We start from the raw sequence: 20,905 nt of genomic DNA, 5'->3' as shown, positions 1-20,905 counted from the left end.
CCCCAACTTTTGCACCCGTTGTCATCCACCCGTCATGGACTCCCGATACCAAGTGAGTATAATTTGTATAGTTGTCTATATCAATAGACAAATTTCTCCATGCAAGGAGCGATGCCATGCGAGGACAGGAAGCGCGCGAGCAGGCCGGGCGGAAGGCTTTGATGGCGACGCTGGCGCACGCCGCGGCCGACGAGATCGCCCGCCTGTGGAACGAGTCGGGCCTGCCCTCCGAGGCCGAGCTTTTGCGCGGTCCTGAAACCGGATTGGTGACGGTGCGCGGACGGATCGGCGGCGGCGGCGCGCCGTTCAATGTCGGCGAGGCGACGGTCACCCGTGCGACGGTGCGGTTGCCCTCCGGCCAGGTCGGCCACTCCTATGCGCTCGGCCGCGACAAGGGCAAGGCCAAGCTTGCGGCGATCGCCGACGCGCTGTGGCAGGACCTGGCGCACCGCGAAGCGGTCGAGACAAAGCTCGCCGCGCCCTTGCGCGCGGCGCTTGCCGCGGCGCGCGAGACAAAGCGCGTCGAAACGGCGGCCACGAAAGTGGATTTCTTCACCATGGTGCGCGGAGAGGACTGATGGATATCGCCACGCAATCGATCGACGGCGGCTTCGCAGAGCCGGTCTTCAACGCCCAGGCGGTGTTCCGCGCCATCATGGACGCGATGGCCCGCCCCGGCACCGTCCAGAACCTGCCGCAGCTCGCCCGCCCGCCGGCGCCGCTGTCGGCGACGGCCGGCGCCGTGGCGCTCTCGCTCTGCGACAACGACACGCCGGTCTGGCTCGACTCGCCGCTGCAGGCGGAAGCCGCGGTCAAGGCCTGGCTCGGCTTTCACACCGGCGCGCCCTCGGCCAACACGCCGGCCGACGCGCATTTCGCCTTGATCGCCAATCCGAAGGAGATGGCGGCGCTCGACGGTTTTGCGCAAGGCACGCAGGAATATCCCGACCGCTCGACGACGCTGATCCTCCTGGTCGACGATCTTGCCTCGGGCCCGTCGCTGCTGCTCGAAGGCCCAGGGATCGAGAAGACGTCGATGATCGCGCCTCCCGGCATGCCGCGCCATTTCGTCGAGCAGTGGAAGCAGAACAACCAGCGTTTCCCGCGCGGCGTCGACATCATCCTGGCGGCGCCAGGCCACCTCGCCTGCCTGCCGCGCACCACCCGCATCAAGACGATGGAGGCATGACATGTATGTCGCGGTGAAAGGCGGCGAAGCCGCTATTGCCAATGCGCATCGCCTGCTTGCCGACCGCCGCCGCGGCGACCGCTCGGTACCGGCGCTGCGCCTCGACCAGATCGTCGAGCAGCTGGCGCTGGGCGTCGATCGCGTGATGAGCGAAGGCTCGCTCTATGACCGCGAGCTTGCGGCTCTGGCCGTCGTCCAGGCGCGCGGCGACATGATCGAGGCGATCTTCCTGGTGCGCGCCTACCGCACCACGCTGCCGCGCTTCGGCTACACCAATCCGATCGATACGGGCGCCATGCAGGTCGAGCGCCGTGTCTCGGCCACCTATAAGGACCTGCCCGGCGGACAGGTGCTTGGCCCGACCTTCGACTACACCCACCGCCTGCTCGATCCCGAGCTTGCCGCCGGCGCCGAGGTCGAGATGCCGGCGCAGCGTCCGGCTGAGCCGGAGGCCATGCCGCGCGTTTCGGCGATCCTCGCCCATGAAGGCCTGATCGAGGCCGATGGCGACATGCCGCTGGACCACGTGCCCGGCGACATCACGCGCGAGCCGCTGCAATTCCCGATGGCGCGCGACATCCGCCTGCAGGCGCTGTCGCGCGGCGACGAGGGTTTTCTCCTGGCGCTCGGCTATTCGACGCAGCGCGGCTACGCCCGCAACCATCCCTTCGTCGGCGAGATACGCATCGGCGAGGTCGAGCTGGAACTGGACGTGCCGGAGCTACCCTTCGCCGTGCCGCTCGGCTCCATCCGCGTCACCGAATGCCAGATGGTCAACCAGTTCAAGGGCTCGGCCAAGGCGCCGCCGCAGTTCACCCGCGGCTATGGCCTGGTCTTCGGCCAGAGCGAGCGCAAGGCGATGGCGATGGCGCTATGCGACCGGGCGCTGCGCGCGAGCGAGCTCGGCGAGGATGTCGTTGCCGCCGCGCAGGACGAGGAATTCGTCATCTCGCATTCCGACAACGTCCAGGCCACCGGCTTCGTCGAGCATTTGAAGCTGCCGCATTATGTCGACTTCCAGGCCGAGCTCGGCCTCGTGCGCCGCATGCGCGCCGAATACGAGGCGCGGGAAAACGAGGACAAGGCTGAAGACAAGAGGGAGGCCGCGGAATGACCGCGCAACCGACAGAGATCGCCACTTACAACTTCGCCTATCTCGACGAGCAGACCAAGCGGATGATCCGCCGCGCCATCCTGAAGGGCATCGCCATTCCCGGCTACCAAGTGCCTTTCGCCTCGCGCGAGATGCCGATGCCTTACGGCTGGGGCACAGGCGGCGTGCAGGTCACCGCCTCGATCATCGGTCCCGATGACGTGCTCAAGGTCATCGACCAGGGCGCCGACGACACCACCAATGCCGTCTCGATCCGCGCCTTCTTCAAGAAGGTCGCCAAGGTCGTCGTCACCACCGACACGGCAACCGCCACCATCATCCAGACCCGCCACCGCATCCCCGAGCATCCGCTGACCGCAGGCCAGGTGCTGGTCTTCCAGGTGCCGATCCCCGAGCCGCTGCGCTTCCTCGAGCCGCGCGAGACCGAGACGCGCAAGATGCACGCGCTGGAGGAATACGGCCTCATGCATGTGAAGCTCTATGAGGACATTGCCAGGCACGGCCGCATCGCCACCACCTACGCCTATCCGGTCAAGGTCGAGGGCCGCTACGTGATGGACCCCTCGCCGACACCGAAATTCGACAATCCGAAGATGCATCGCTCACCGGCCCTGCAATTGTTCGGTGCCGGCCGAGAGAAGCGCATCTATGCGGTGCCGCCCTTCACCGATGTCGTCAGCCTCGACTTCGAGGACCATCCCTTCGAGGTGCAGACCTTCGACCAGCCCTGCGCGCTTTGCGGCGCCGAGAATGTCTATCTCGACGAGGTCATCCTCGACGACCATGGCGGCCACATGTTCGTCTGCTCCGACACCGACCATTGCGAGAAGCGACGAGCCGACGGCCATCACGGCCATCTTGCACCCGAGACCCACCTTGCCTCTGAGAAAACGGAGCCGGCAGAATGACCGACGAACCGCTGCTGCGCGTTTCTGCGCTGTCCAAATTCTACGGGTCGCGCGTCGGCTGCGAGAACGTCACCTTCGACCTCTGGCCAGGCGAGGTTCTGGCGGTGGTCGGCGAATCCGGCTCCGGCAAGACCACGCTGCTCAACTGCCTGTCGACCCGCCTGCTGCCCTCTTCCGGCACGGCCAGCTACCGCATGCGCGACGGCCAATGGCGCGAGCTCTACCGCATGAGCGAGGCCGAGCGCCGCTTCCTGATGCGCACCGACTGGGGCTTCGTCCACCAGAACCCGGCCGACGGCCTGCGCATGACGGTATCTGCCGGCGCCAATGTCGGCGAGCGGCTGATGGCGGTCGGCGACCGCCACTATGGCAAGATCCGCGCCACCGCCGTCGACTGGCTGTCGCGCGTCGAGATCGACGAGGACCGCATCGACGACGAGCCGCGCGCCTTTTCCGGCGGCATGCGCCAGCGCCTGCAGATCGCCCGCAACCTGGTCACCGGCCCGCGCCTGGTGTTCATGGACGAGCCGACCGGCGGTCTCGACGTCTCGGTGCAGGCGCGCCTGCTCGACCTTCTGCGCGGGCTGGTTACCGATCTTGGGCTTGCCGCGATCGTCGTCACCCACGACCTCGCCGTGGCGCGGTTGCTGTCGCAGCGCATGATGGTGATGAAAGATGGCCGCGTCGTCGAAAGCGGCCTCACCGACCGCGTGCTCGACGATCCGCGCGCGCCTTATACGCAGTTGCTGGTTTCTTCGATTTTGCAGGTGTGACGATGGCGCTTGAACACCCCCCTCTGGCCTGCCGGCCATCTCCCCCTCAGGGGGGGAGATTAGCAGCTTTCATGCCCCGCTTTTTCTGCAACGCGGGAGAGTGGCGAAACCGAATGCGACAGCCGATCTCCCCCCCTGAGGGGGAGATGTCCGGCAGGACAGAGGGGGGCGCTGTCCCGCCGACAAATTGGAGGATTTTCTGATGGCTACGCCTCTCGTTGTCTCGGACGTCGCCAAAAGCTTCACCATGCATCTGCGCGACGGCGTCACGCTGCCGGTGGTGGCGGCTGTCTCCTTCTCGATCCGCGCCGGCGAATGCGCGGTGCTCGGCGGCCCGTCCGGCGCCGGAAAAAGCTCGATCCTGAAGATGCTTTACGGCAATTACGCCGTCGATGAAGGTCAGATCATTGTCCAGCATGGCGACGGATTGATCGACCTCGCCTCCGCCAGCCCGCGCACCGTGCTTTCCGTGCGCCGCCATACCATCGGCTATGTCAGCCAGTTCCTGCGCACCGTGCCGCGCGTTTCCGCGCTCGACGTCGTCGCCGAGCCTTTGGTCGAGCGCGGCGAGGATCGCGAGGCCGCGCGGGCAAAGGCTCGCTCCTTGCTTGCGCAGCTCAACCTGCCTGAAAAGCTCTGGGCGCTGCCGCCGGCCACCTTCTCGGGCGGCGAGCAGCAGCGCGTCAACATCGCACGCGGCTTCATAACCGAGCATCCAATCCTGCTGCTCGACGAGCCGACCGCTTCGCTCGACGCGAAGAACCGCGATGTCGTGGTCGAGCTCATCGCCGCCAAGAAGGCGGCGGGCGTTGCCCTGCTCGGCATCTTCCATGACCAGGATGTCCGCGAGGCTGTCGCCGACCGCGTCATCGATGTCACCGCCTTCGCCGCCGGAAAGATCGCCGCATGAAGAAGCTTTCGGAGGCGCCTCTGATCCATCCGACGGCGCAAGTCGAGAACTCGACGCTCGGCCGCTGGACCGAGATCGCCGAGCGCAGCCGCGTCGCCGAATGCAAGCTCGGCGACTATTCCTACATGATGCAGGACTGCGCCGTGTGGTGCGCGACCATCGGCAAGTTCTCCAACATCGCGGCAAGTGTGCGCATCAACGCCACCAACCATCCGACATGGCGTCCGACGCTGCATCACTTCACCTACCGCGCATCGGACTATTGGGACGACGCCGAGCATGAAAGCGCGTTCTTCGCCGAGCGCCGCGCCAAACGCGTCACCATCGGCCACGACACTTGGCTCGGCCATGGCTCGACCATCCTGCCCGGCGTCACCGTCGGCGATGGCGCGGCGGTCGGCGCGGGCGCCGTGGTGTCGAAGGATGTCGCGCCCTACACAATCGTCGGCGGCGTGCCGGCGAAGCCGATCCGCGAGCGCTTCGACCGCCGCACCGCCGAGCGCTACCAGGCTTTGGCCTGGTGGGATTGGGATCATGCAAGGCTGCGCTCTGCGCTCGACGATTTCCGCGAGTTGTCGGCGGAGGCTTTCCTGGAGAAGCATGGCGGCTAGGCGCGGTGAATGGTGAACCGGTCAATAGTGAATGCAACGAAGCCCTTCCTTCTCACCATTCACCATTCACCATTCACCATTCACCATTCACCATTCACCATTCACACCGTTGACACATGACTCGGACAGGACGCCATCTCCCCAAGGAGATCGCGATGTTCGCCACGGTCATACCCTCGCTCGCCGGATTTTTCGAAGGCACCAACCCGACGGCGCCGGTGCATCTCGGCACCCGTTACGACAGCTCGGGCAACTTCCTCCCCGAACCGGGCAACACGGTCGTCAGTCACCTCGTCGGCGGCTCGCCTTCGCAAGCCGCGATCATCGAGGTGCGCGAGCGCATCCGCGCCATGCCCGACGCGGACCGCCTCGCCTTCACCCCGATCTCCAGCCTGCACATGACCCTGTTCCAGGGCATCATCGAGTACCGGCGCCGGCTCCCCTACTGGCCCTCCGACGTGCCGCTCGACACCAGCATCGACGACATGACCGGCCTCTATCTGCAGCGCCTGGAGGACTTCGAGGCCTGTCCATCCTTCCGCGTCAAGACCGTCGGCATCACGCCGAACGGCCTTACGGTTGCCGGTGCTTCCGCTGAGGACGAGCGCATCCTGCGCCTGTGGCGCGATGCGCTATCGGTGCCGTTCGGCTACCGCCATCCGGACCACGACGCTTATGTCTTCCACATCACCTTCGCCTATCAGATCCGCCGTCTCTGCGGCGAGCGAGCCGCGGCCTGGCAGGATCTGTTCGATGACTGCCTGTCGTTCCTCGAACGCGAGGCTCCTGTGATCGAGCTCAAGCCTCCGGCCTTCTGCAGCTTCAAGGACATGAAGCATTTCGAGGAATTGCTGGTGCTTGCTTGAATCTCCAAGCCTGTGGGACGTAACAAAACTGACATCAATCCGACACCCCAGCTTCATCGGCCTGCGCTAGCGAAGGTTAACAGACCTGCGAAGCGCGACGGACTGGAGTTTTGGTATGTCAGCATCATCGGCCACGCTTGAGATCCGCGGCGTAACCCGACGATTTGGCAAGAACACCGCCGTCAGCGATATCAACATCTCGATCCCGCGCGGCCAGATGGTCGGCATCATCGGCCGTTCCGGCGCCGGCAAGTCGACGCTTTTGCGCATGATCAACCGTCTCATCGATCCGAGCCAAGGATCGATTTTTTTTGAGGGCGCGGAGGTTTCCAGCCTGCAGGGATCGCCGCTGCGGCGCTGGCAGCGCGACTGCGCCATGATCTTCCAGCAGTTCAACCTCGTGCCGCGTCTCGACGTGCTGACCAACGTGCTGCTCGGGCGTCTCAATCATCGCTCGACGGTTTCCAATCTGCTCGGCATGTTCACACGCACCGAATGCGCCGAGGCCGTGGCCGCGCTCGAGCGCCTCGACATCGCCCGCACCGCGCTGCAGCCGGCCGGCACGCTGTCCGGCGGTCAGCAGCAGCGTGTGGCGATCGCCCGCGCCATGATGCAGCAGCCGAAGGTCATTCTGGCAGATGAGCCGATCGCCTCGCTCGACCCGCTCAACGCCAAGGTGGTGATGGACTCGCTGCGCGACATCAATCTGCGCGAAGGCATCACCGTCGTCACCAACCTGCACACGCTGGACACGGCGCGCGCCTATTGCACCCGTATCATCGGCATGGCGGCCGGCAAGGTCGTCTTCGACGGCGCTCCGGAAGACCTCGACCGCGATGCCGTGCGCACCGTCTACGGCGCCGATGCCAGCGGCGCCGAGATCTCGGAAGCCATCACGTCGACCAGCGTGACCATCAAGCCGAAGATCACCGCATCCGCCGGACCGCTCGAACCAGCCTTTCCTGGCTACTGAATCCACCGTCCCGGCCCCAGCCGGTGCGGGCAAATCGTGGATTTCAGCAGAGCAACCCGGATCGCCCGCCAGCGTCAAAGGCAAGACTTGAAAAATCAGAACGCCGCCGGCGCAGCCGGAGCAACAGGAGAGAGACAAAATGTTCAGGAAGATGGTTTTTGGGGCGGTATCGCTGCTCGCCATGGCGGCAAGCGCCGCGCACGCCGCTGACGTCAAGGAATTCCGCGTCGGCATCCTCGGCGGCGAGAATGAGACCGACCGTCTGCGCAACTACCAGTGCCTCGCCGATCACCTGAAGTCGGAATTCGGCTTCGAGAAGGTGTCGCTGTTCCCGGCCGCCGACTATGACGGCGTCATCCAGGGCCTGCTCGGCGGCACGCTCGACTTCGCCGAGCTCGGCGCTTCCGGCTATGCCAGCGTCTATCTCAAGGACCCGAAGGCAGTCACGCCGATCCTCACCACCAAGCAGACCGACGGCTCGACCGGCTACTTCTCGATCGGCCTGGCGCTGAAGACCTCGGGGATCACCGACATCAAGTCGGCCAAGGGCAAGAAGCTCGGCTATGCCGATCCGGATTCGACCTCCGGCTATCTGATCCCGCTGACCCAGATTCCGAAGGACACCGGCGCTTCCAACGAAACCTACTTCGCCTCGACCCAGTTCAACGGCGGCCACGAGAACAACGTGCTGGCCGTGCGCGACGGCAAGGTCGACGTGGCGGTGGACGATTCCTCCGGCATCGGCGACTTCAAGAACGGCTACACCTCAGGTACCTTCCACAAGGAAGTCGCCAAGGGCGCCGTCGACCCGAACGACTTCGTCGAAGTGTGGCGCTCGGGCCTGATCCCGAACGGCCCGCTGGTTGTCCGCACCGCGCTCGGCGACGACATGGCCGCCAAGCTCACCGCTTTCTTCACCGCGCTGCCGGCCAAGGACAAGGCTTGCTTCGAAGGCGTCGAGGGTGGCGATTTCACCGGCTACGTCCCGGTGAAGCCTGACTTCTACAGCGTCATCGTCGAAGCCCGCAAAGCCGCCATCGGCGGCTGACGGCAAGATCAGAAAGGGCGGCGGCTTCCTCTAAAGCGGCGTGCGTCCAGTTGGACGCACAAAGTACGCTTTAGCACTTTGAATGGCCGCATCGGCTTTTTCCGAAGATCGGGATTTCGATTTTCGGGCCGATGCGGCGACGCCGCCCTTTTTGCATGTCCCGATCATGACATCAGCGACACTTCATTCCGACGCCACCCGCCAGCAGGCCGACGCCTGGCGGCGCCAGACCTCGCTGCGACGTTTCTACACCGCGCTCGGCGTCGGCCTGCTGCTTGTCGCCATGTGCGCCACCATGTGGTTCGCCGACGAAGCCAATGCCGGGCATTTCTTCGACCGGCTGCCGCACATCCTCGATTTCCTGAGCTGGCTGGTCCCGAAGGACTGGAACGATGTCTGGCGCGCCCTGTTCGACATCGCCTCGCCCAGCGACAAGGGCACGCAGGAATTCAACTTCCCGCTCGGCCGCGTCTATGTCTGGGGCGGCTTCTACATCCCCGAATATTTCGAGCTTATGCTGACCACGGTGAACGTGGCGCTGGTCTCGACCTTCATCGGCTTCGTCTTCGCCGTTCCCTTCTCCTTCATCGCCGCGCGCAACCTGACGCCGAGCCCGATCCTGCGGCTTATCGTCAAGCGCTTCATGGAATTGCTGCGCGCCTTCCCCGAGATCGTCATCGCCGGCCTGTTCGCGGCCATCGTCTCGATCGGCCCGGTCGCCGCCATCATCGCCATCGGCCTGCATTCGATCGGCGCGCTGGGCAAGCTGTTCTATGAGATCAACGAGAACATCGACATGCGCGCGGAAGAGGGCCTGCGCGCTGTCGGCGCCAACTGGTTCGAGCGCGTGCGCTTCGCCGACCTGCCGCAGGTGTTGCCCAATTTCATGTCCTATACGCTGCTTCGGATCGAGATCAACGTGCGCATCTCGACCATCATGGGTGCGGTCGGCGGCGGCGGCATCGGCGAGGAGCTGAAGCTTTCCATTTCACGCGGCTTCGGCGCCAAGACGCTGGCGATGGTGCTCCTGCTCTTCGTCACCATCTTCCTCGTCGACCAGTTCTCCGCTTGGCTGCGCCGCAAGCTCGTCGGCGAGCAGGCTTTCCTGATGAGCGCGTGACCATGATCCCGAACCGAAGGACCGCGTTAGCGAAAAATCGATGCCGGTTTTCGGACAAGATCATGGTCAGGACCAAAGAGTAAGCTATGGCCATGACCGCCTCTGAACTGAGCGCCATCGAAGACCGCCATCCGCAGATATTCCAGCGGCCGGCCTACAAGCGTTTCTGGCCGCTGCTGCTGATCGCCGGCACCGTGCTCTATCTCGCCTATGCCTTGTGGTTCTTCAGCCTGCCGCAGGTGCTGCGCGAGTCGCACTGGGAGCGCCTGCCGCTCTTCCTGTCGCAATGGATCAGCTACGATTTGCAGCCGGAGTTCCGGCTCGACCAGCCCGAGATCACGCCGAAATATCCGCGCTTCTCGGCGCTCGGCGAGCATCCTGATCCCGACTGGGTGATCAAGAATCCGGACGGCACCTTCACCGTCCTGATCGACGGTCGGGACAAATCCGTCACCTTCGACAAGGTCAGGGCAACGATCGTCGCCAACGGCCAGACGGTGCCGGTGTCGCTGACCGGCGGCAAGCCGGTGGTTACAGGCCCGGTGCCCGACTGGGTGACCGTCCATGACGACGAGATCGTCGCCAAGATGGGCTTTGTCGGCGAGGTGCGCGTCACCGTCGATCGCGTCAAGGTGCGCAAGCGCTTCCTCGGCTGGGCCAATTTCGTCTTCGACACGCGCTCGCCCTTCTTCGGCAAGTCGACCGGCGAGGTCATCTCGCTCATCGCCTCCGGGCCAGAGCTCAGGCCGGGCACCTCAAACCTCGCCTTGGCCGCCGACAACATCTGGAACAACGCCCAGTGGCAGCACGGCGATGTCTGGACGAAGCTGTTGCAGACCATCGTCATGGCCTTCCTCGGCACGCTGCTTGGCGGCATCGTCGCCTTCCCGCTTGCCTTTTTCGCCGCCCGCAACATCACGCCGAGCGGGCTGCTCGGCCAGGTGCTGAAGCGCTTCTTCGATTTCATGCGCTCGGTCGACATGCTGATCTGGGCGCTGTTCTTCACCCGCGCCTTCGGCCCCGGACCGCTGGCCGGCAGTGCGGCGATCTTCTTCACCGAGATCGGCACATTGGGCAAAACCTATTCCGAGGCGCTGGAGAACATCGACGACAAGCCGCGCGAAGGCGTGCTTTCGACCGGCGCCAACGGCATTTTGGTGCAGCGCTACGGCGTGCTGCCGGAAGTGGTGCCGGTCTTCATCAGCCAGACGCTCTACCAGTGGGAATCCAACACCCGCGGCGCCACCATCATCGGCGCCGTCGGCGCCGGCGGCATCGGCCTGAAGCTCTGGGAAGCGATGCGCACCAATTCGAACTGGGCCAACGTCTTCTACATGGTTCTGCTGACGCTGCTTGTCGTCTTCATCTTCGACAACATCTCGAACTTCCTGCGCCGCAGGCTGAGCCGCACGCTGCATGATTACAATCGGCTGCAGGCGGCGCAGGTGTAGTTGGACTGCTGCTTCTAAGGAGAGGTCGGCGGGACAGCGCCCCCCTCTGCCCTACCGGGCATCTCCCCCACTTGGGGGGAGATCAGCCGTCATCGCGGCTTTCGCCAATCGCCCACGTAACAGGATTGAGCGGAGCGCCGAAGCCGCCAATCTCCCCACTTGTGGGGGAGATGTCCGGCAGGACAGAGGGGGGCGCGAAGGATCGCGACGGCGGATGTTGGACGACTTTGCTCCGCCCGTGGATGACAAAGTGAGCAGCTTACGCCGCGTTCTTCCACCCGTCCCTGATATGCCGATACCCCTCGCGATAAACCGCCTCCGGGCTCTCGGCGAAATCGCGCCACACCTTGGTCGCCGCCGCCAGGTCCTTCAGCGAGCGGCCGAAGGATTCGATGGTTAGCCAGTCGTCGTAGCCGCTTTTCCGGATGGCGGAGAACGTCTCCTTCCACGGGATGTTGCCGCGCCCCGGCACGCCACGATCATTCTCCGAAATGTGGATATGAACGACATTTCGGCGATGCTTCGTATAGGCGCCGATCGGATCGGCCTCCTCGATATTGGCGTGAAACGTGTCGTACATCGCCTTGATGTGCGGCCGGTCGATCGCGTCGACATGTTCCGACAGGTCGGCCATGGTGTTGACGAGATAGCATTCGAAGCGGTTGAGCGCTTCGAGCCCGATGGTCACGCCCCTTTTGCCGGCATGGTCGCCGATGGCGCGCTGCGAGGCGACCGAGCGCTTCTTTTCGGCGGTAGTCGGCCCGCGGCCGGAAAAGGCGCCGAGTGTCGAATGCAGCGGTCCGCTGAGCGTGTCCGCGCCGAGGGCTGCGCTGCAGTCGATCGCCCATTTCATATAGTCGATGCCGGCCTTGCGGGTGGCGGCGTCCGGCGAGATCAGGTTCATCGCCGGATCGCCCATGGCCGAGACAGCGGTGCGCTCCAGGCCGATGTGGTCGAGCATCGCGCCAAGTTTTTTATAGTCGTCGGGCACCCCGACGAAGACGGGTATCTCGACGCCGTCGAAGCCGGTCGCCTTGATGTCCTTGAGCAGCGCCTCGTGCTTCTTCGAGACGCTGGTGGTCCACAAGAACATGCACATGCCGATTTTCATCGACACCCCCTCCCCGCTTGCCGCCAGCCATTTGCGCTAGCGGGCCGCACTCCCCCTCATCCGGCCGCTTCGCGGCCACCTTCTCCCCAAGGGGAGAAGAGGTTGTCGCCGGCGCCTGCCACCTCCTCTCCCCTCGGGGAGAGGTCGGATTGCCCCGAATTGCTCTTCGCAATTCGGCTGGCAATCCGGGTGAGGGGGATTCCCTACAGCTTCGTCCACGCCCCATTCTTCTTCGACGACCTCACGCAGGCCTCGATGAAGGCCATGCCTTCGACGCCGTCCGCGACCGTCGGGAAGACCACATCCTTAGCCGGCTTGCCGCCTTTCCTGCGCGCCGCCCGAATGGCGCGCGCGGCCTCCTGGTAGATGTTGGCGAAACCTTCAAGGTAGCCCTCCGGATGACCGGACGGCACGCGGCTGACGCGCGCAGCCACGGGCATCGCGCCCGCGCCGGCACGCGTCAAAAGCTGCTTCGGCTGGCCGAACGGCGTGTACCAGAGATAGTTCGGGTCGGCCTGCACCCATTCCAGCCCGCCCTTGGAGCCGTAGATGCGCAGCTTCAGCCCGTTCTCGTGGCCGGGCGCCACCTGGCTGGCCCAGATCATGCCCTTGGCCGGATGCGACTTGCCGACTGGCTTGAAGCGCAGCATGACGTTGACATTGTCGTCGAGCTGGCGCCCCGGCACGAAGGCGTCGAGATCGGCTGACAAAGTGTCCAGTTCTAGCCCGGACACGAAGCGGGCGAGATTATAGGCATGCGTGCCGATGTCGCCGAGCGCCCCGCCGGCGCCTGCCTGCTTGGGGTCGGAACGCCAGGAGGCCTGCTTCTGGCCGGTGGCGGCAAGGTCCTCGGTCAGCCAGTCCTGCGGATATTCCGACTGCACGATGCGGATGTCGCCGAGCATGCCCTTGGCCACCATCTCGCGTGCCTGCCGGATCATCGGATAGGCGGTGTAATTGTGCGTCAGCACGAACACCTTGCCGGTCTTTTCGACCAGGCCGGCAAGCTTCTTCGCCTCGGCCAGCGAGGTCGCCAGCGGCTTGTCGCAGATGACGTGGATGCCAGCCTCGAGGAAGGCTTTCGCCGCCGGCACATGCACGTTGTTTGGCGTCACGATCGCCACCGCCTCGATACCGTCGGGACGCTTGGCTTCGGCCTTGGCCATCTCGGCGTAGGAGCCATAGCTGCGCGCGGGATCGAGCCCGAGTTCTTCGGCCGATGCCTTGGCCCGCGCCGGATCCGACGACAGCGCGCCGGCCACCAGCACGAAGTCGTTGTCCATGCGCGCCGCGATGCGATGCACCGCGCCTATGAAGGCGCCCTGCCCGCCGCCGACCATGCCATAGCGGATCGGGCCGCCTCCCGCTTCCGACTTCGATGCGCCGACCATTCTTGTCCTCTCTCTTTAGTTCCTCACCCTCCCCTGTAGGGAGGGTCGACGCGCAGCGTCGGGGTGGGGGTATAAGAGTCCGCTGCGACTTGGGATTCAACCCCACCCGGACCTGCGGCCGAACCTCCTCAAGGGAGCTGCAGTCAAATCCCCATCATCGCCCGCAGCAGCTTTTTATCGGTCGTGCCGGCGGCGAAATCGTCGAAGGCCTTCTCCGTCACCCGGATGATGTGGTGCTGGATGAAAGGCGCCCCTTCCGCCGCCCCGTCCTCGGGATGTTTCAGGCAGCACTCCCATTCCAGCACCGCCCAGGAATCGTAATTGTACTGGGTGAGCTTGGAGAAGATGCCGCCGAAATCGACCTGCCCGTCACCCAGCGAGCGGAAGCGCCCTGCACGGTTCACCCAGCCCTGATAGCCGGAATAGACGCCTTGCCGCCCGGTCGGGTTGAACTCGGCGTCCTTGACGTGGAACGCCTTGATCCGCTCGTGGTAGATGTCGATGAATTCGAGATAGTCGAGCTGCTGCAAAAGGAAATGCGACGGGTCGTAGTTGATGTTGCAGCGCTTATGGCCGCCGACCGCGTCGAGGAACATCTCGAACGTAGCGCCGTCGAACACGTCCTCGGACGGATGGATCTCGTAGCCGACATCGACCCCATTGTCCTCATAGACATCGAGGATCGGCTTCCAGCGTTTGCCGAGTTCACCGAAAGCTTCCTCGATGAGGCCGGCCGGGCGCTGCGGGAACGGATAAAGGTAAGGGAAAGCCAACGAGCCGGTGAACGACACCGAAGCGTTCAGCCCGAGATTGCGCGATGCCTTGGCGCCGAACTTCATCTGCTCGACAGCCCATTTTTGCCGTGCGGTGGGATTGTTGTGCACCGATGGCGGCGCAAAGCCATCCATCTGCGCGTCATAGGCGGGATGCACCGCGACCAGTTGCCCCTGCAGATGCGTCGACAATTCGGTGATCTCGACGCCTGCATCCGCGCAGACGCCTTTCACCTCGTCGCAATAGGCCTTCGACGACGCTGCCCTCTCGAGGTCGAACAGGCGTGCGTCCCAGCTCGGGATCTGCACGCCCTTATAGCCCAGCCCTGCTGCCCATTTGGTGATGGAACCCAGCGAATTGAATGGCGCGGCGTCGCCCGCGAACTGCGCCAGAAACAGGCCGGGGCCCTTCATCGTCGTCGGCATCGGCATCCTCCCTCGTTTGTTTTCGCGACCAAGCATAGCGCCTATTGAAATGAGGGCCAGCCTGTTTGGTCAACCCTGTCGGCGTCTATGCATTGCGCCATTCTGGTATTACCAAATCCCGGAATTCGGTCAAGCGGCCGAAAACCGCGGAGGCGAGCCGAGCTTGCAAATAGATAAGTGGAATTACCACGTAAAATCAGACTATTGCTCGGCCGATAGAGCTTCAGCCGCCCACTTGTTGCCGTGCATGAAAATTTGCTGTAGAGGTCATGAAGGGCCCAATTGGTCGAACCAGTTTCGAGGAAAACGCTGGCAACGCCTTGGGGAGGAATCATGCGCCCGCCTCTACTGGAGGCGTCGCGGGGTAGAATGTGACAGGCGAATTCTGGGAAGGATAGACCATGCATCTTTCGACGCACAATTGGATGCGGGCGGAACCGCTGGAGGTGACGCTCAAGCGCATCAAGAAATTCGGCTACGAATCGATCGAGATTTCCGGCGAGCCCGAGCAGTACAAGACCAAGGAGACGCGCGCGCTCCTGAAGGAGCACGGCATCCGCTGCTGGGGTTCGGTGACTCTGATGCTCGGCGAGCGCAACCTCGCCGCAAGGGACCAGGGCCAGCGCGAGCGCTCCGTCCAATACGTCAAGGACGTGCTCACCATGGTCAGCGAGCTCGACGGCGAGATCATCACGCTGGTGCCCGCGACCGTCGGCAAGGTCGTGCCGGACGGCACCGAGGCGGAGGAATGGGGCTGGGTGGTCGATGCCACGCGCGAATGTTTCAGCCATGCCCAGAAGGTCGGCGTCAGGATCGCCGTCGAGCCGCTCAACCGCTTCGAGACCTACCTCTTCAACCGCGGCGCCCAGGCGCTGGCGCTCGCCGATGCGGTGAGCCCCGAATGCGGCGTCTGCCTCGACGCCTACCATATCCACATGGAGGAATTTAACGTCTATGACGCGATCCGTCAGGTCGGAAAGCGCCTGTTCGATTTCCATGTCGCTGACAACAACCGCTTCGCAGCCGGCCTTGGCCAGATCGACTGGCCGAAGATCGTGCGCACGTTGAAGGAAGTCGGCTATGACGGCGCGCTGACCAACGAGTTCGTCGCGCCCGTCGACCGCACGCCGGCGGCGCCCTATCCGGAGATGGTCGAGCGCAATCCGGTCGACATCTCGCCCGAGCAGCTCAAATTCATCCAGGACCACGGCTCCAGCGTGCTCACGGAAAAATTCTACACCGACCAGATGCGCATCACCGCCGAAACGCTGCTGCCGCTGATCAAGTAGGCCTCCGATCGAAACCTGTCCCTTCCACCCGGCGGGCGGAGGGGCCGAAGGGAAAACATGCGCATCAAGAGCGTCCAGGCCTGGTGGGTTCGTATCCCGATCGAAGTCGCGAAGCAGCATCGCAGCGACTTCGGTCAGGTGACGACGTTCGACGCCGCCATTCTGCGCATCGAGACCGCTGACGGCCTTGTCGGCTGGGGCGAGGGCAAGAACGCCGCCGGCAGCGCTGGCAGCTATGGCGCGCTCGTCCATATGCTCAACCACGAGATCGGCCCGCAGCTGATCGGTTGCGATCCGGCCGACATCGGCATCATCTGGGAAATGCTCTACAACGGCGTGCGGCATGAGACGGCGGCGCATGCCGGCCATGCCATGCCGCAGCTGGCGCGACGCGGCATGAGTGTGGCGGCGATCAGCGCCGTCGACATCGCGCTGTGGGACATCCTCGGCAAGTCGCTGGGGCAGCCGGTGTGGCGGCTGCTCGGCGGCCGCAAGGTCGAGCGCATGCAGGCCTATGCCTCGGGCGGCTGGGCCTCAGCCGACGCCATCGGCGAGCAGTTGACATCCTACATCGCCAAGGGCGGGTTCAAGGCGCTGAAGATGCGCATCGGCGCCATGGATGGTGCCCCACATGCCTCGGCCGCGCGCGTGCGCGCCGCAAGGCAGGCGATCGGTCCCGACGTCGATCTGATGGTCGACGCGCACGGCACCTATACCGTCGCCGAGGCCAAGCGCTTCATCAACCTCACCGCCGATCTCGACCTTGCCTGGTTTGAGGAACCGGTGACCGCCGACGACAAGCCGGGCATGGCCGACGTGCGCGCCTCGGGATCGACGCCGATCGCCACTGGCGAAAGCGAGGCGACGCGCTATGCCTTCCGCGATCTGGCTGTGCTGAAGTCGGCCGACATCTTCCAGCCGGATCCCGCCTTCTGCGGCGGCATCAGCGAGGCGATGAAGATCGGCACCATCGCCAGCGCCTTCAACCTGCGATTCGCGCCGCATCTATGGGCCGGCGCGCCCTGCTTCTTTGCCGGGTTGCATGTGTGTGCCGCCTCACCCGCCAGCTTCACCATTGAATATTCGCTCGGCGCCAACCCGATGATCCACGACCTCGTCGAGGAGACTGTCGAGGCGAAGGACGGTATGATAGCGATCCCTGAAAAGCCTGGATTGGGATTCACCATCTCCGAGCGATTCCTGGAGGCGCACGCGCAACGTATTTGACGATGAAAGAAAAGAACCTTCTCGCGGAACTCGCCGCCTATCTCTTTTCCAACTCGGACAAGGAGTCCGGCCGCACGCCCTCCGAGCGAGAGCTGGCGGAACATTTCGGTGTCAGCCGCGGCCAGATCCGCGAGGCGCTCGCCATCCTCGAGGCCATGCGCATCGTCGAGCGCCGCGCCAAATCCGGCATCTATATCGACACCAAGCAGGCGAGCGTGGAAGCGCTGGCGCTGTTCGCCCGCGCCGGCTTGCCGCTCGATCCGGTGCAGATCTACGAAACCGTCGAGTTGCGCAAGATCCACGAGATCAAGGCGGCCGAGCTTGCCTGCTCGCGCGCCACCGAGGAGAACTTCGAGCGCCTGCGCGAAATCCTGAAGGCTTCCGAAGAGCGCATCGCCGCCGGCGAAGGCCTCGCCAAGGAAGACCGCGAGTTTCACCTCGAGATCGTGCGCGCGACCAAGAACAGCGTCTTCCACAATATCTGCAGCGTCTATTACCTGATGGGCGAGCAGCGCCTGCCGATCTATTTCAACGATCCCGAACGCTCGGTGCGTTCGCATGCCGAGCATATCCAGATCTACGAAGCGCTGTTGCGCCGCGACGGCAACCTCGCCCAGGCCCTGATGAATGCCCATTTGCAGGGCGCCGAGAGCTACTGGAAGGGGATTATCGAAGGCCGCGGAATGGAGCCGAAAAGCGCTGCGCTCGAGAAGGCTTGAGCAATTTCAGGAAAGTGTGGACGGTCAGGTTCGGCACCTTCGCCGTAGCCTTCCGTCCGAAAGTGAACCCACAGAGACAGGGCAGTTCTCCGTTTCCGTGAAACGGCGAAATGCCCTTGAGCATTTTGCAGCCAGACGTTTAGCTTGGCATCGCACAAATGCGGGAATGGAACCCCATGCGCAAGATACTGTCGACGCATCCGCTGCATCCTCGCGCCACGGCGATGCTGGCCGGCGCCGGACGGCTTGCGATCGCTTCCGCGCTCGATGCCAAGACACTGACCGCGGAGGCCAGCGACGCCGACATCGTCATCGTGCGCGCGCCGCTGCCGCCGGAGCTGTTTGCGGGTGCTTCGAGCCTGCGCGCCGCGATCCGCCACGGCGCCGGGCTGGACATGATCCCGGTCGAGGCCGCGACCGCCGCCGGCGTGCTGGTGGCGAACGTGCCCGCCGTCAACGCCCGCTCGGTCGCCGAGCATGTGATGTTCGTGACACTTGCCCTGCTGCGGCGCTTCCGAATGATGGACCGCGACCTGCGCGCCAAGGGCTGGCTTGCCGGCCGCGAGCACGCCAACTCGACCAGCGAGCTGGCCGGCAAGACCATCGGCATCGTCGGCCTCGGCGCGGTCGGCCAGGCTGTCGGCCACATCGCCGCGCACGGCTTCGACCTCAATGTCGTGGCGACCACGCGCAGCCTGCGCCCCGCGCCCGAGCGTGTCGGCTTCCTGTCGATCGATGCGCTGGTCGAGCAGAGCGACATCATCGTGCTCTGCTGCCCGCTGACGCAGGAAACGCGCGGCCTCATCAGTCGAGAGCGCATTGCCCGCATGAAACCCAACACGCTGCTGATCAATGTCTCGCGCGGCCCGGTGGTGGATGATGAGGCGCTGATCGAAGCCCTGCGTGCCGGCCGCATCGGCGGCGCTGCGCTCGACGTTTTTGCGACCCAACCGCTGCCGCCGAACCATCCCTATTTCGGCTTCGACAACGTCATCGTCACCCCGCATATGGCCGGCATCACCGAGGAATCAATGATGCGCATGGGTGTCGGCGCCGCCGGCGAGGCCTTGCTGGTGCTCGCCGGCAAGCTGCCGGTCAACCTGCGCAATCCGGAAGTGATCGAGCACTACCGGCGGCGCTTTCCGGTCGGCGAATAGTTCCGAGGCGAACATCGCGACAGGTGCAGACCTGAGATTCCCGCCAGCCTTTCCGGACTTGCATCCTGATGGCCTCCGCAATCAACGGCCAAGCAAAGTCTCGACCGCGGCGGCAATGCGCAGCAGATGACTGTCATGCCCGTGCTTGCCCACCAGCATCAATCCGGCCGGCAGTTTCGTGCCGGTCATCGGCAGCGAGATCGCGCAAAGGTCGAACTGGTTGGCGACCTGCGTGTTGCGCAAGAGCAGCCCTTCCGTCTTGTCGCGCAGTTCTTCGTCGCCGGCCATGGCGGCGATGGACGGCGCGACCATCGGCACGGTCGGCAATGCCAGAACATCGACCGCCTCCAGCCGTTCGTCCATCAAGGCGGCCAGTTCGGCGCGGCGGCGGATCGTCCGGATGTAGGCCGAGGCAGGGACAGCCAGCGCGCGCGTCAATGGCCCGGTGACATGCGGATCGACCGGCACCGAGGCGCCGCTCGCCAACCAATCGGCATGGATTTCGGCGCCTTCCATCGACGCGATCGTGCCGCGCCTGGTTGCCGCGCGCATCTCGGCGATGAGATCGTCGATGGACAAATCGGCTGCACGGGCGCCGGCCCGCCCGATCCTGTCGATGCAGGCCTCGAAAGCTTCGGCGACCTGCTCCTGCGTCTCGTCGAAAAGCACGCCGCGTGGAATGCCGACGCGCAGGCCGGCGAGCGAGACCGGCTGAAGGGCCGCAAGCTCTTCCCCCGCCATGACCGCATCGGCGATGGCGCAATCGGCGACGCTGCGGGCAAGCGGACCGATGGAATCCAGCGTGATCGACAGCGGAAAGGCGCCCGTCAAAGGCACGCGCCGCGCCGTCGGCTTGAAGCCGACGATGCCGTTGAGCGAGGCGGGAATGCGCACCGAACCGCCGGTGTCCGAACCGATGGAGATGTCGCTTGTGCCCTCGCCGATCGCAACGCCGGCTCCAGATGACGAGCCGCCCGGGATCAGGCCGGCATCGGCAGCGTTGCCCGGTGTGCCGTGATGCGGATTGTCGCCGATCGCTGTGAAGGCGAACTCGGTCATGTTGGTCTTGCCGAGGATGACCGCGCCCGCCTGGCGCAGCCTCTGCACGATCGCCGCGTCCCGCGCCGCCGGTTCGGCGCTGGCGCGGATCAGCGATCCGGCCGTCGTCGGCTCTCCGGCGACGTCGAACAGATCCTTGATCGAAACGATGCGCCCGTCGAGCGGCCCAAGGCTGACGCCGGCCTTGCGGCGGGCATCGGACGCATCGGCGGCTGCCCGCGCGGCTTCGGCATAGAGCTTCGTATAGACCTTCTCATCCGCCGCCCGATTGGCAAGACGTGACAGGATGATTTCGAGGCGGTCGCGGATGGATTGCATTTTCGATGTCGGGCCTTGCAAAATTGCAACGTCTTTTAGGCGTGCGGCCTGGTGTTGGCCGGCAAAGAGATAACCCGGCAAGTGTGCCTTTGCACCCTGCCAGCGATGGAAAGATGCTGATGCTGTACAAAGGCAGCTGCCACTGCGGCAAGGTGGCGTTCGAGGTCAAGGGCGAGCTCGGCATGGCCGTGCGCTGCAACTGCTCGATCTGCTCACGCAAGGGCGCGCTTTTGTGGGCCGTGCCGCATGAGAAGCTCAATCTGGTTGCCTGGGGCGACGACCTCGGACGCTACACCTTCGGCAAGGTTCAAATCGCGCACCGCTTCTGCCGCACCTGCGGCATCCACCCCTTCGCCGAGGATGTCGGCCAAGGCAACGAACGGTCCGCCTATATCAACATCAACTGCCTCGACGGCGTCGACATCGCCAGCATCGAAGTGTTCGAGTTCGACGGCCGCTCGGCTTGAAGCTA

Annotated in this window: 21 protein-coding genes; 17 read left to right on the top strand and 4 right to left on the bottom strand. The window is 64.5% G+C overall.

Features of this window, described 5'->3' with window-relative positions:
• Positions 1-116: 116 nt before the first annotated feature.
• From phnG to phnE (FJ425_RS27660), 12 genes are all read left to right on the top strand, one after another.
• Entirely contained in the window at positions 117-578 is a 462-nt protein-coding gene (gene phnG / locus FJ425_RS27720; RefSeq protein WP_140635559.1) for a phosphonate C-P lyase system protein PhnG, read from the top strand.
• Positions 578-1,189 carry a phosphonate C-P lyase system protein PhnH gene (gene phnH / locus FJ425_RS27715; RefSeq protein WP_140635557.1) on the top strand — a complete coding sequence of 204 codons (612 nt, stop codon included), beginning with the start codon at positions 578-580 and terminating at the stop codon, positions 1,187-1,189. The genes phnG and phnH overlap by 1 nt, the downstream gene beginning before the upstream one ends.
• Before the next feature lies 1 nt (position 1,190).
• Positions 1,191-2,303, top strand: a complete 1,113-nt coding sequence (locus tag FJ425_RS27710; RefSeq protein WP_140635555.1) for a carbon-phosphorus lyase complex subunit PhnI — start codon at positions 1,191-1,193, stop codon at positions 2,301-2,303.
• The gene (locus FJ425_RS27705; protein ID WP_140635553.1) at positions 2,300-3,211 is read left to right on the top strand and encodes an alpha-D-ribose 1-methylphosphonate 5-phosphate C-P-lyase PhnJ; all 912 of its coding nucleotides are present in this window, start codon (positions 2,300-2,302) and stop codon (positions 3,209-3,211) included. The genes FJ425_RS27710 and FJ425_RS27705 overlap by 4 nt, the downstream gene beginning before the upstream one ends.
• Positions 3,208-3,984 (top strand): phosphonate C-P lyase system protein PhnK, encoded by a 777-nt coding sequence (gene phnK / locus FJ425_RS27700; protein ID WP_140544515.1) that lies wholly within the window; start codon positions 3,208-3,210, stop codon positions 3,982-3,984. The genes FJ425_RS27705 and phnK overlap by 4 nt, the downstream gene beginning before the upstream one ends.
• Before the next feature lie 202 nt (positions 3,985-4,186).
• Positions 4,187-4,894 (top strand): phosphonate C-P lyase system protein PhnL, encoded by a 708-nt coding sequence (gene phnL, locus FJ425_RS27690; RefSeq protein WP_140635549.1) that lies wholly within the window; start codon positions 4,187-4,189, stop codon positions 4,892-4,894.
• Positions 4,891-5,505: a DapH/DapD/GlmU-related protein gene (locus tag FJ425_RS27685; RefSeq protein WP_140635547.1), complete on the top strand. Its 615-nt coding sequence runs from the start codon at positions 4,891-4,893 to the stop codon at positions 5,503-5,505. The genes phnL and FJ425_RS27685 overlap by 4 nt, the downstream gene beginning before the upstream one ends.
• Positions 5,506-5,660: 155 nt before the next feature.
• Positions 5,661-6,371, top strand: a complete 711-nt coding sequence (locus FJ425_RS27680) for a DUF1868 domain-containing protein (RefSeq protein WP_140635545.1) — start codon at positions 5,661-5,663, stop codon at positions 6,369-6,371.
• A gap of 115 nt (positions 6,372-6,486) precedes the next feature.
• Positions 6,487-7,344: a phosphonate ABC transporter ATP-binding protein gene (gene phnC / locus FJ425_RS27675; protein WP_140635543.1), complete on the top strand. Its 858-nt coding sequence runs from the start codon at positions 6,487-6,489 to the stop codon at positions 7,342-7,344.
• A gap of 139 nt (positions 7,345-7,483) precedes the next feature.
• Positions 7,484-8,392 carry a phosphonate ABC transporter substrate-binding protein gene (gene phnD, locus FJ425_RS27670; RefSeq protein ID WP_140544502.1) on the top strand — a complete coding sequence of 303 codons (909 nt, stop codon included), beginning with the start codon at positions 7,484-7,486 and terminating at the stop codon, positions 8,390-8,392.
• Positions 8,393-8,558: 166 nt separating this feature from the next.
• Entirely contained in the window at positions 8,559-9,512 is a 954-nt protein-coding gene (gene phnE / locus FJ425_RS27665) for a phosphonate ABC transporter, permease protein PhnE (protein WP_140635541.1), read from the top strand.
• Between the two features lie 92 nt (positions 9,513-9,604).
• The gene (gene phnE / locus FJ425_RS27660; protein ID WP_246673582.1) at positions 9,605-10,963 is read left to right on the top strand and encodes a phosphonate ABC transporter, permease protein PhnE; all 1,359 of its coding nucleotides are present in this window, start codon (positions 9,605-9,607) and stop codon (positions 10,961-10,963) included.
• Positions 10,964-11,222: 259 nt separating this feature from the next.
• Here the strand turns inward: phnE (FJ425_RS27660) and FJ425_RS27650 are convergent, their stop codons facing one another.
• The 3 genes from FJ425_RS27650 to FJ425_RS27640 form a co-directional block, all read right to left on the bottom strand.
• Positions 11,223-12,074, bottom strand: coding sequence for a sugar phosphate isomerase/epimerase (locus FJ425_RS27650; RefSeq protein WP_140635537.1), 852 nt, complete (start codon positions 12,072-12,074; stop codon positions 11,223-11,225).
• A 203-nt stretch (positions 12,075-12,277) separates the two neighbouring features.
• Positions 12,278-13,465 (bottom strand): Gfo/Idh/MocA family oxidoreductase, encoded by a 1,188-nt coding sequence (locus FJ425_RS27645; RefSeq protein ID WP_140545875.1) that lies wholly within the window; start codon positions 13,463-13,465, stop codon positions 12,278-12,280.
• A 143-nt stretch (positions 13,466-13,608) separates the two neighbouring features.
• Positions 13,609-14,664 (bottom strand): sugar phosphate isomerase/epimerase, encoded by a 1,056-nt coding sequence (locus tag FJ425_RS27640; RefSeq protein ID WP_140635535.1) that lies wholly within the window; start codon positions 14,662-14,664, stop codon positions 13,609-13,611.
• Positions 14,665-15,065: 401 nt separating this feature from the next.
• On the opposite strand from FJ425_RS27640, the gene FJ425_RS27635 reads away from it, so the two are divergent.
• The 4 genes from FJ425_RS27635 to FJ425_RS27620 all read left to right on the top strand — a co-directional run bounded on the left by FJ425_RS27635 (position 15,066) and on the right by FJ425_RS27620 (position 19,056).
• A complete protein-coding gene (locus FJ425_RS27635; RefSeq protein ID WP_095769204.1) occupies positions 15,066-15,953 on the top strand; it encodes a sugar phosphate isomerase/epimerase in 888 nt (295 codons plus the stop codon).
• A gap of 57 nt (positions 15,954-16,010) precedes the next feature.
• On the top strand, positions 16,011-17,180 hold the full coding sequence (locus tag FJ425_RS27630; protein WP_140635534.1) for a mandelate racemase/muconate lactonizing enzyme family protein: 1,170 nt from the start codon (positions 16,011-16,013) through the stop codon (positions 17,178-17,180).
• 2 nt (positions 17,181-17,182) lie between these two features.
• Positions 17,183-17,899 carry a FadR/GntR family transcriptional regulator gene (locus FJ425_RS27625; protein WP_140545878.1) on the top strand — a complete coding sequence of 239 codons (717 nt, stop codon included), beginning with the start codon at positions 17,183-17,185 and terminating at the stop codon, positions 17,897-17,899.
• Between the two features lie 176 nt (positions 17,900-18,075).
• Positions 18,076-19,056, top strand: a complete 981-nt coding sequence (locus FJ425_RS27620) for a hydroxyacid dehydrogenase (protein WP_140635532.1) — start codon at positions 18,076-18,078, stop codon at positions 19,054-19,056.
• An 81-nt stretch (positions 19,057-19,137) separates the two neighbouring features.
• Here FJ425_RS27620 and FJ425_RS27615 read toward each other — a convergent pair whose 3' ends face one another.
• On the bottom strand, positions 19,138-20,433 hold the full coding sequence (locus FJ425_RS27615) for an amidase (RefSeq protein ID WP_140727398.1): 1,296 nt from the start codon (positions 20,431-20,433) through the stop codon (positions 19,138-19,140).
• A 119-nt stretch (positions 20,434-20,552) separates the two neighbouring features.
• On the opposite strand from FJ425_RS27615, the gene FJ425_RS27610 reads away from it, so the two are divergent.
• Complete coding sequence (locus tag FJ425_RS27610; RefSeq protein ID WP_140727396.1) at positions 20,553-20,900, top strand: GFA family protein; 348 nt, start codon at positions 20,553-20,555, stop codon at positions 20,898-20,900.
• Positions 20,901-20,905 lie beyond the last annotated feature (5 nt).

It is taken from the genome of Mesorhizobium sp. B2-7-2, from assembly GCF_006440775.1.
In the GTDB taxonomy this organism is placed as follows: Bacteria; Pseudomonadota; Alphaproteobacteria; order Rhizobiales; family Rhizobiaceae; genus Mesorhizobium.
The sequence above is the reverse complement of the archived record's forward strand: the minus strand, read 5'-3'. Positions and strand labels throughout refer to the sequence as shown.

Excerpts from the sequence above, each read along its gene's own strand:
- FJ425_RS27640 (WP_140635535.1), bottom strand. The coding sequence starts at position 14,664 with ATGCCGACGACGATGAAGGGCCCCGGCCTGTTTCTGGCGCAGTTCGCG.
- FJ425_RS27630 (WP_140635534.1), top strand. The coding sequence starts at position 16,011 with ATGCGCATCAAGAGCGTCCAGGCCTGGTGGGTTCGTATCCCGATCGAA.
- FJ425_RS27620 (WP_140635532.1), top strand. The coding sequence starts at position 18,076 with ATGCGCAAGATACTGTCGACGCATCCGCTGCATCCTCGCGCCACGGCG.
- FJ425_RS27615 (WP_140727398.1), bottom strand. The coding sequence starts at position 20,433 with ATGCAATCCATCCGCGACCGCCTCGAAATCATCCTGTCACGTCTTGCC.
- FJ425_RS27680 (WP_140635545.1), top strand. The coding sequence starts at position 5,661 with ATGTTCGCCACGGTCATACCCTCGCTCGCCGGATTTTTCGAAGGCACC.
- phnH (WP_140635557.1), top strand. The coding sequence starts at position 578 with ATGGATATCGCCACGCAATCGATCGACGGCGGCTTCGCAGAGCCGGTC.
- FJ425_RS27645 (WP_140545875.1), bottom strand. The coding sequence starts at position 13,465 with ATGGTCGGCGCATCGAAGTCGGAAGCGGGAGGCGGCCCGATCCGCTAT.
- phnG (WP_140635559.1), top strand. The coding sequence starts at position 117 with ATGCGAGGACAGGAAGCGCGCGAGCAGGCCGGGCGGAAGGCTTTGATG.
- FJ425_RS27625 (WP_140545878.1), top strand. The coding sequence starts at position 17,183 with ATGAAAGAAAAGAACCTTCTCGCGGAACTCGCCGCCTATCTCTTTTCC.
- FJ425_RS27710 (WP_140635555.1), top strand. The coding sequence starts at position 1,191 with ATGTATGTCGCGGTGAAAGGCGGCGAAGCCGCTATTGCCAATGCGCAT.
- phnE (WP_246673582.1), top strand. The coding sequence starts at position 9,605 with ATGACCGCCTCTGAACTGAGCGCCATCGAAGACCGCCATCCGCAGATA.
- FJ425_RS27705 (WP_140635553.1), top strand. The coding sequence starts at position 2,300 with ATGACCGCGCAACCGACAGAGATCGCCACTTACAACTTCGCCTATCTC.
- phnD (WP_140544502.1), top strand. The coding sequence starts at position 7,484 with ATGTTCAGGAAGATGGTTTTTGGGGCGGTATCGCTGCTCGCCATGGCG.
- phnL (WP_140635549.1), top strand. The coding sequence starts at position 4,187 with ATGGCTACGCCTCTCGTTGTCTCGGACGTCGCCAAAAGCTTCACCATG.
- FJ425_RS27685 (WP_140635547.1), top strand. The coding sequence starts at position 4,891 with ATGAAGAAGCTTTCGGAGGCGCCTCTGATCCATCCGACGGCGCAAGTC.
- FJ425_RS27650 (WP_140635537.1), bottom strand. The coding sequence starts at position 12,074 with ATGAAAATCGGCATGTGCATGTTCTTGTGGACCACCAGCGTCTCGAAG.
- phnE (WP_140635541.1), top strand. The coding sequence starts at position 8,559 with ATGACATCAGCGACACTTCATTCCGACGCCACCCGCCAGCAGGCCGAC.
- phnC (WP_140635543.1), top strand. The coding sequence starts at position 6,487 with ATGTCAGCATCATCGGCCACGCTTGAGATCCGCGGCGTAACCCGACGA.
- FJ425_RS27635 (WP_095769204.1), top strand. The coding sequence starts at position 15,066 with ATGCATCTTTCGACGCACAATTGGATGCGGGCGGAACCGCTGGAGGTG.
- FJ425_RS27610 (WP_140727396.1), top strand. The coding sequence starts at position 20,553 with ATGCTGTACAAAGGCAGCTGCCACTGCGGCAAGGTGGCGTTCGAGGTC.
- phnK (WP_140544515.1), top strand. The coding sequence starts at position 3,208 with ATGACCGACGAACCGCTGCTGCGCGTTTCTGCGCTGTCCAAATTCTAC.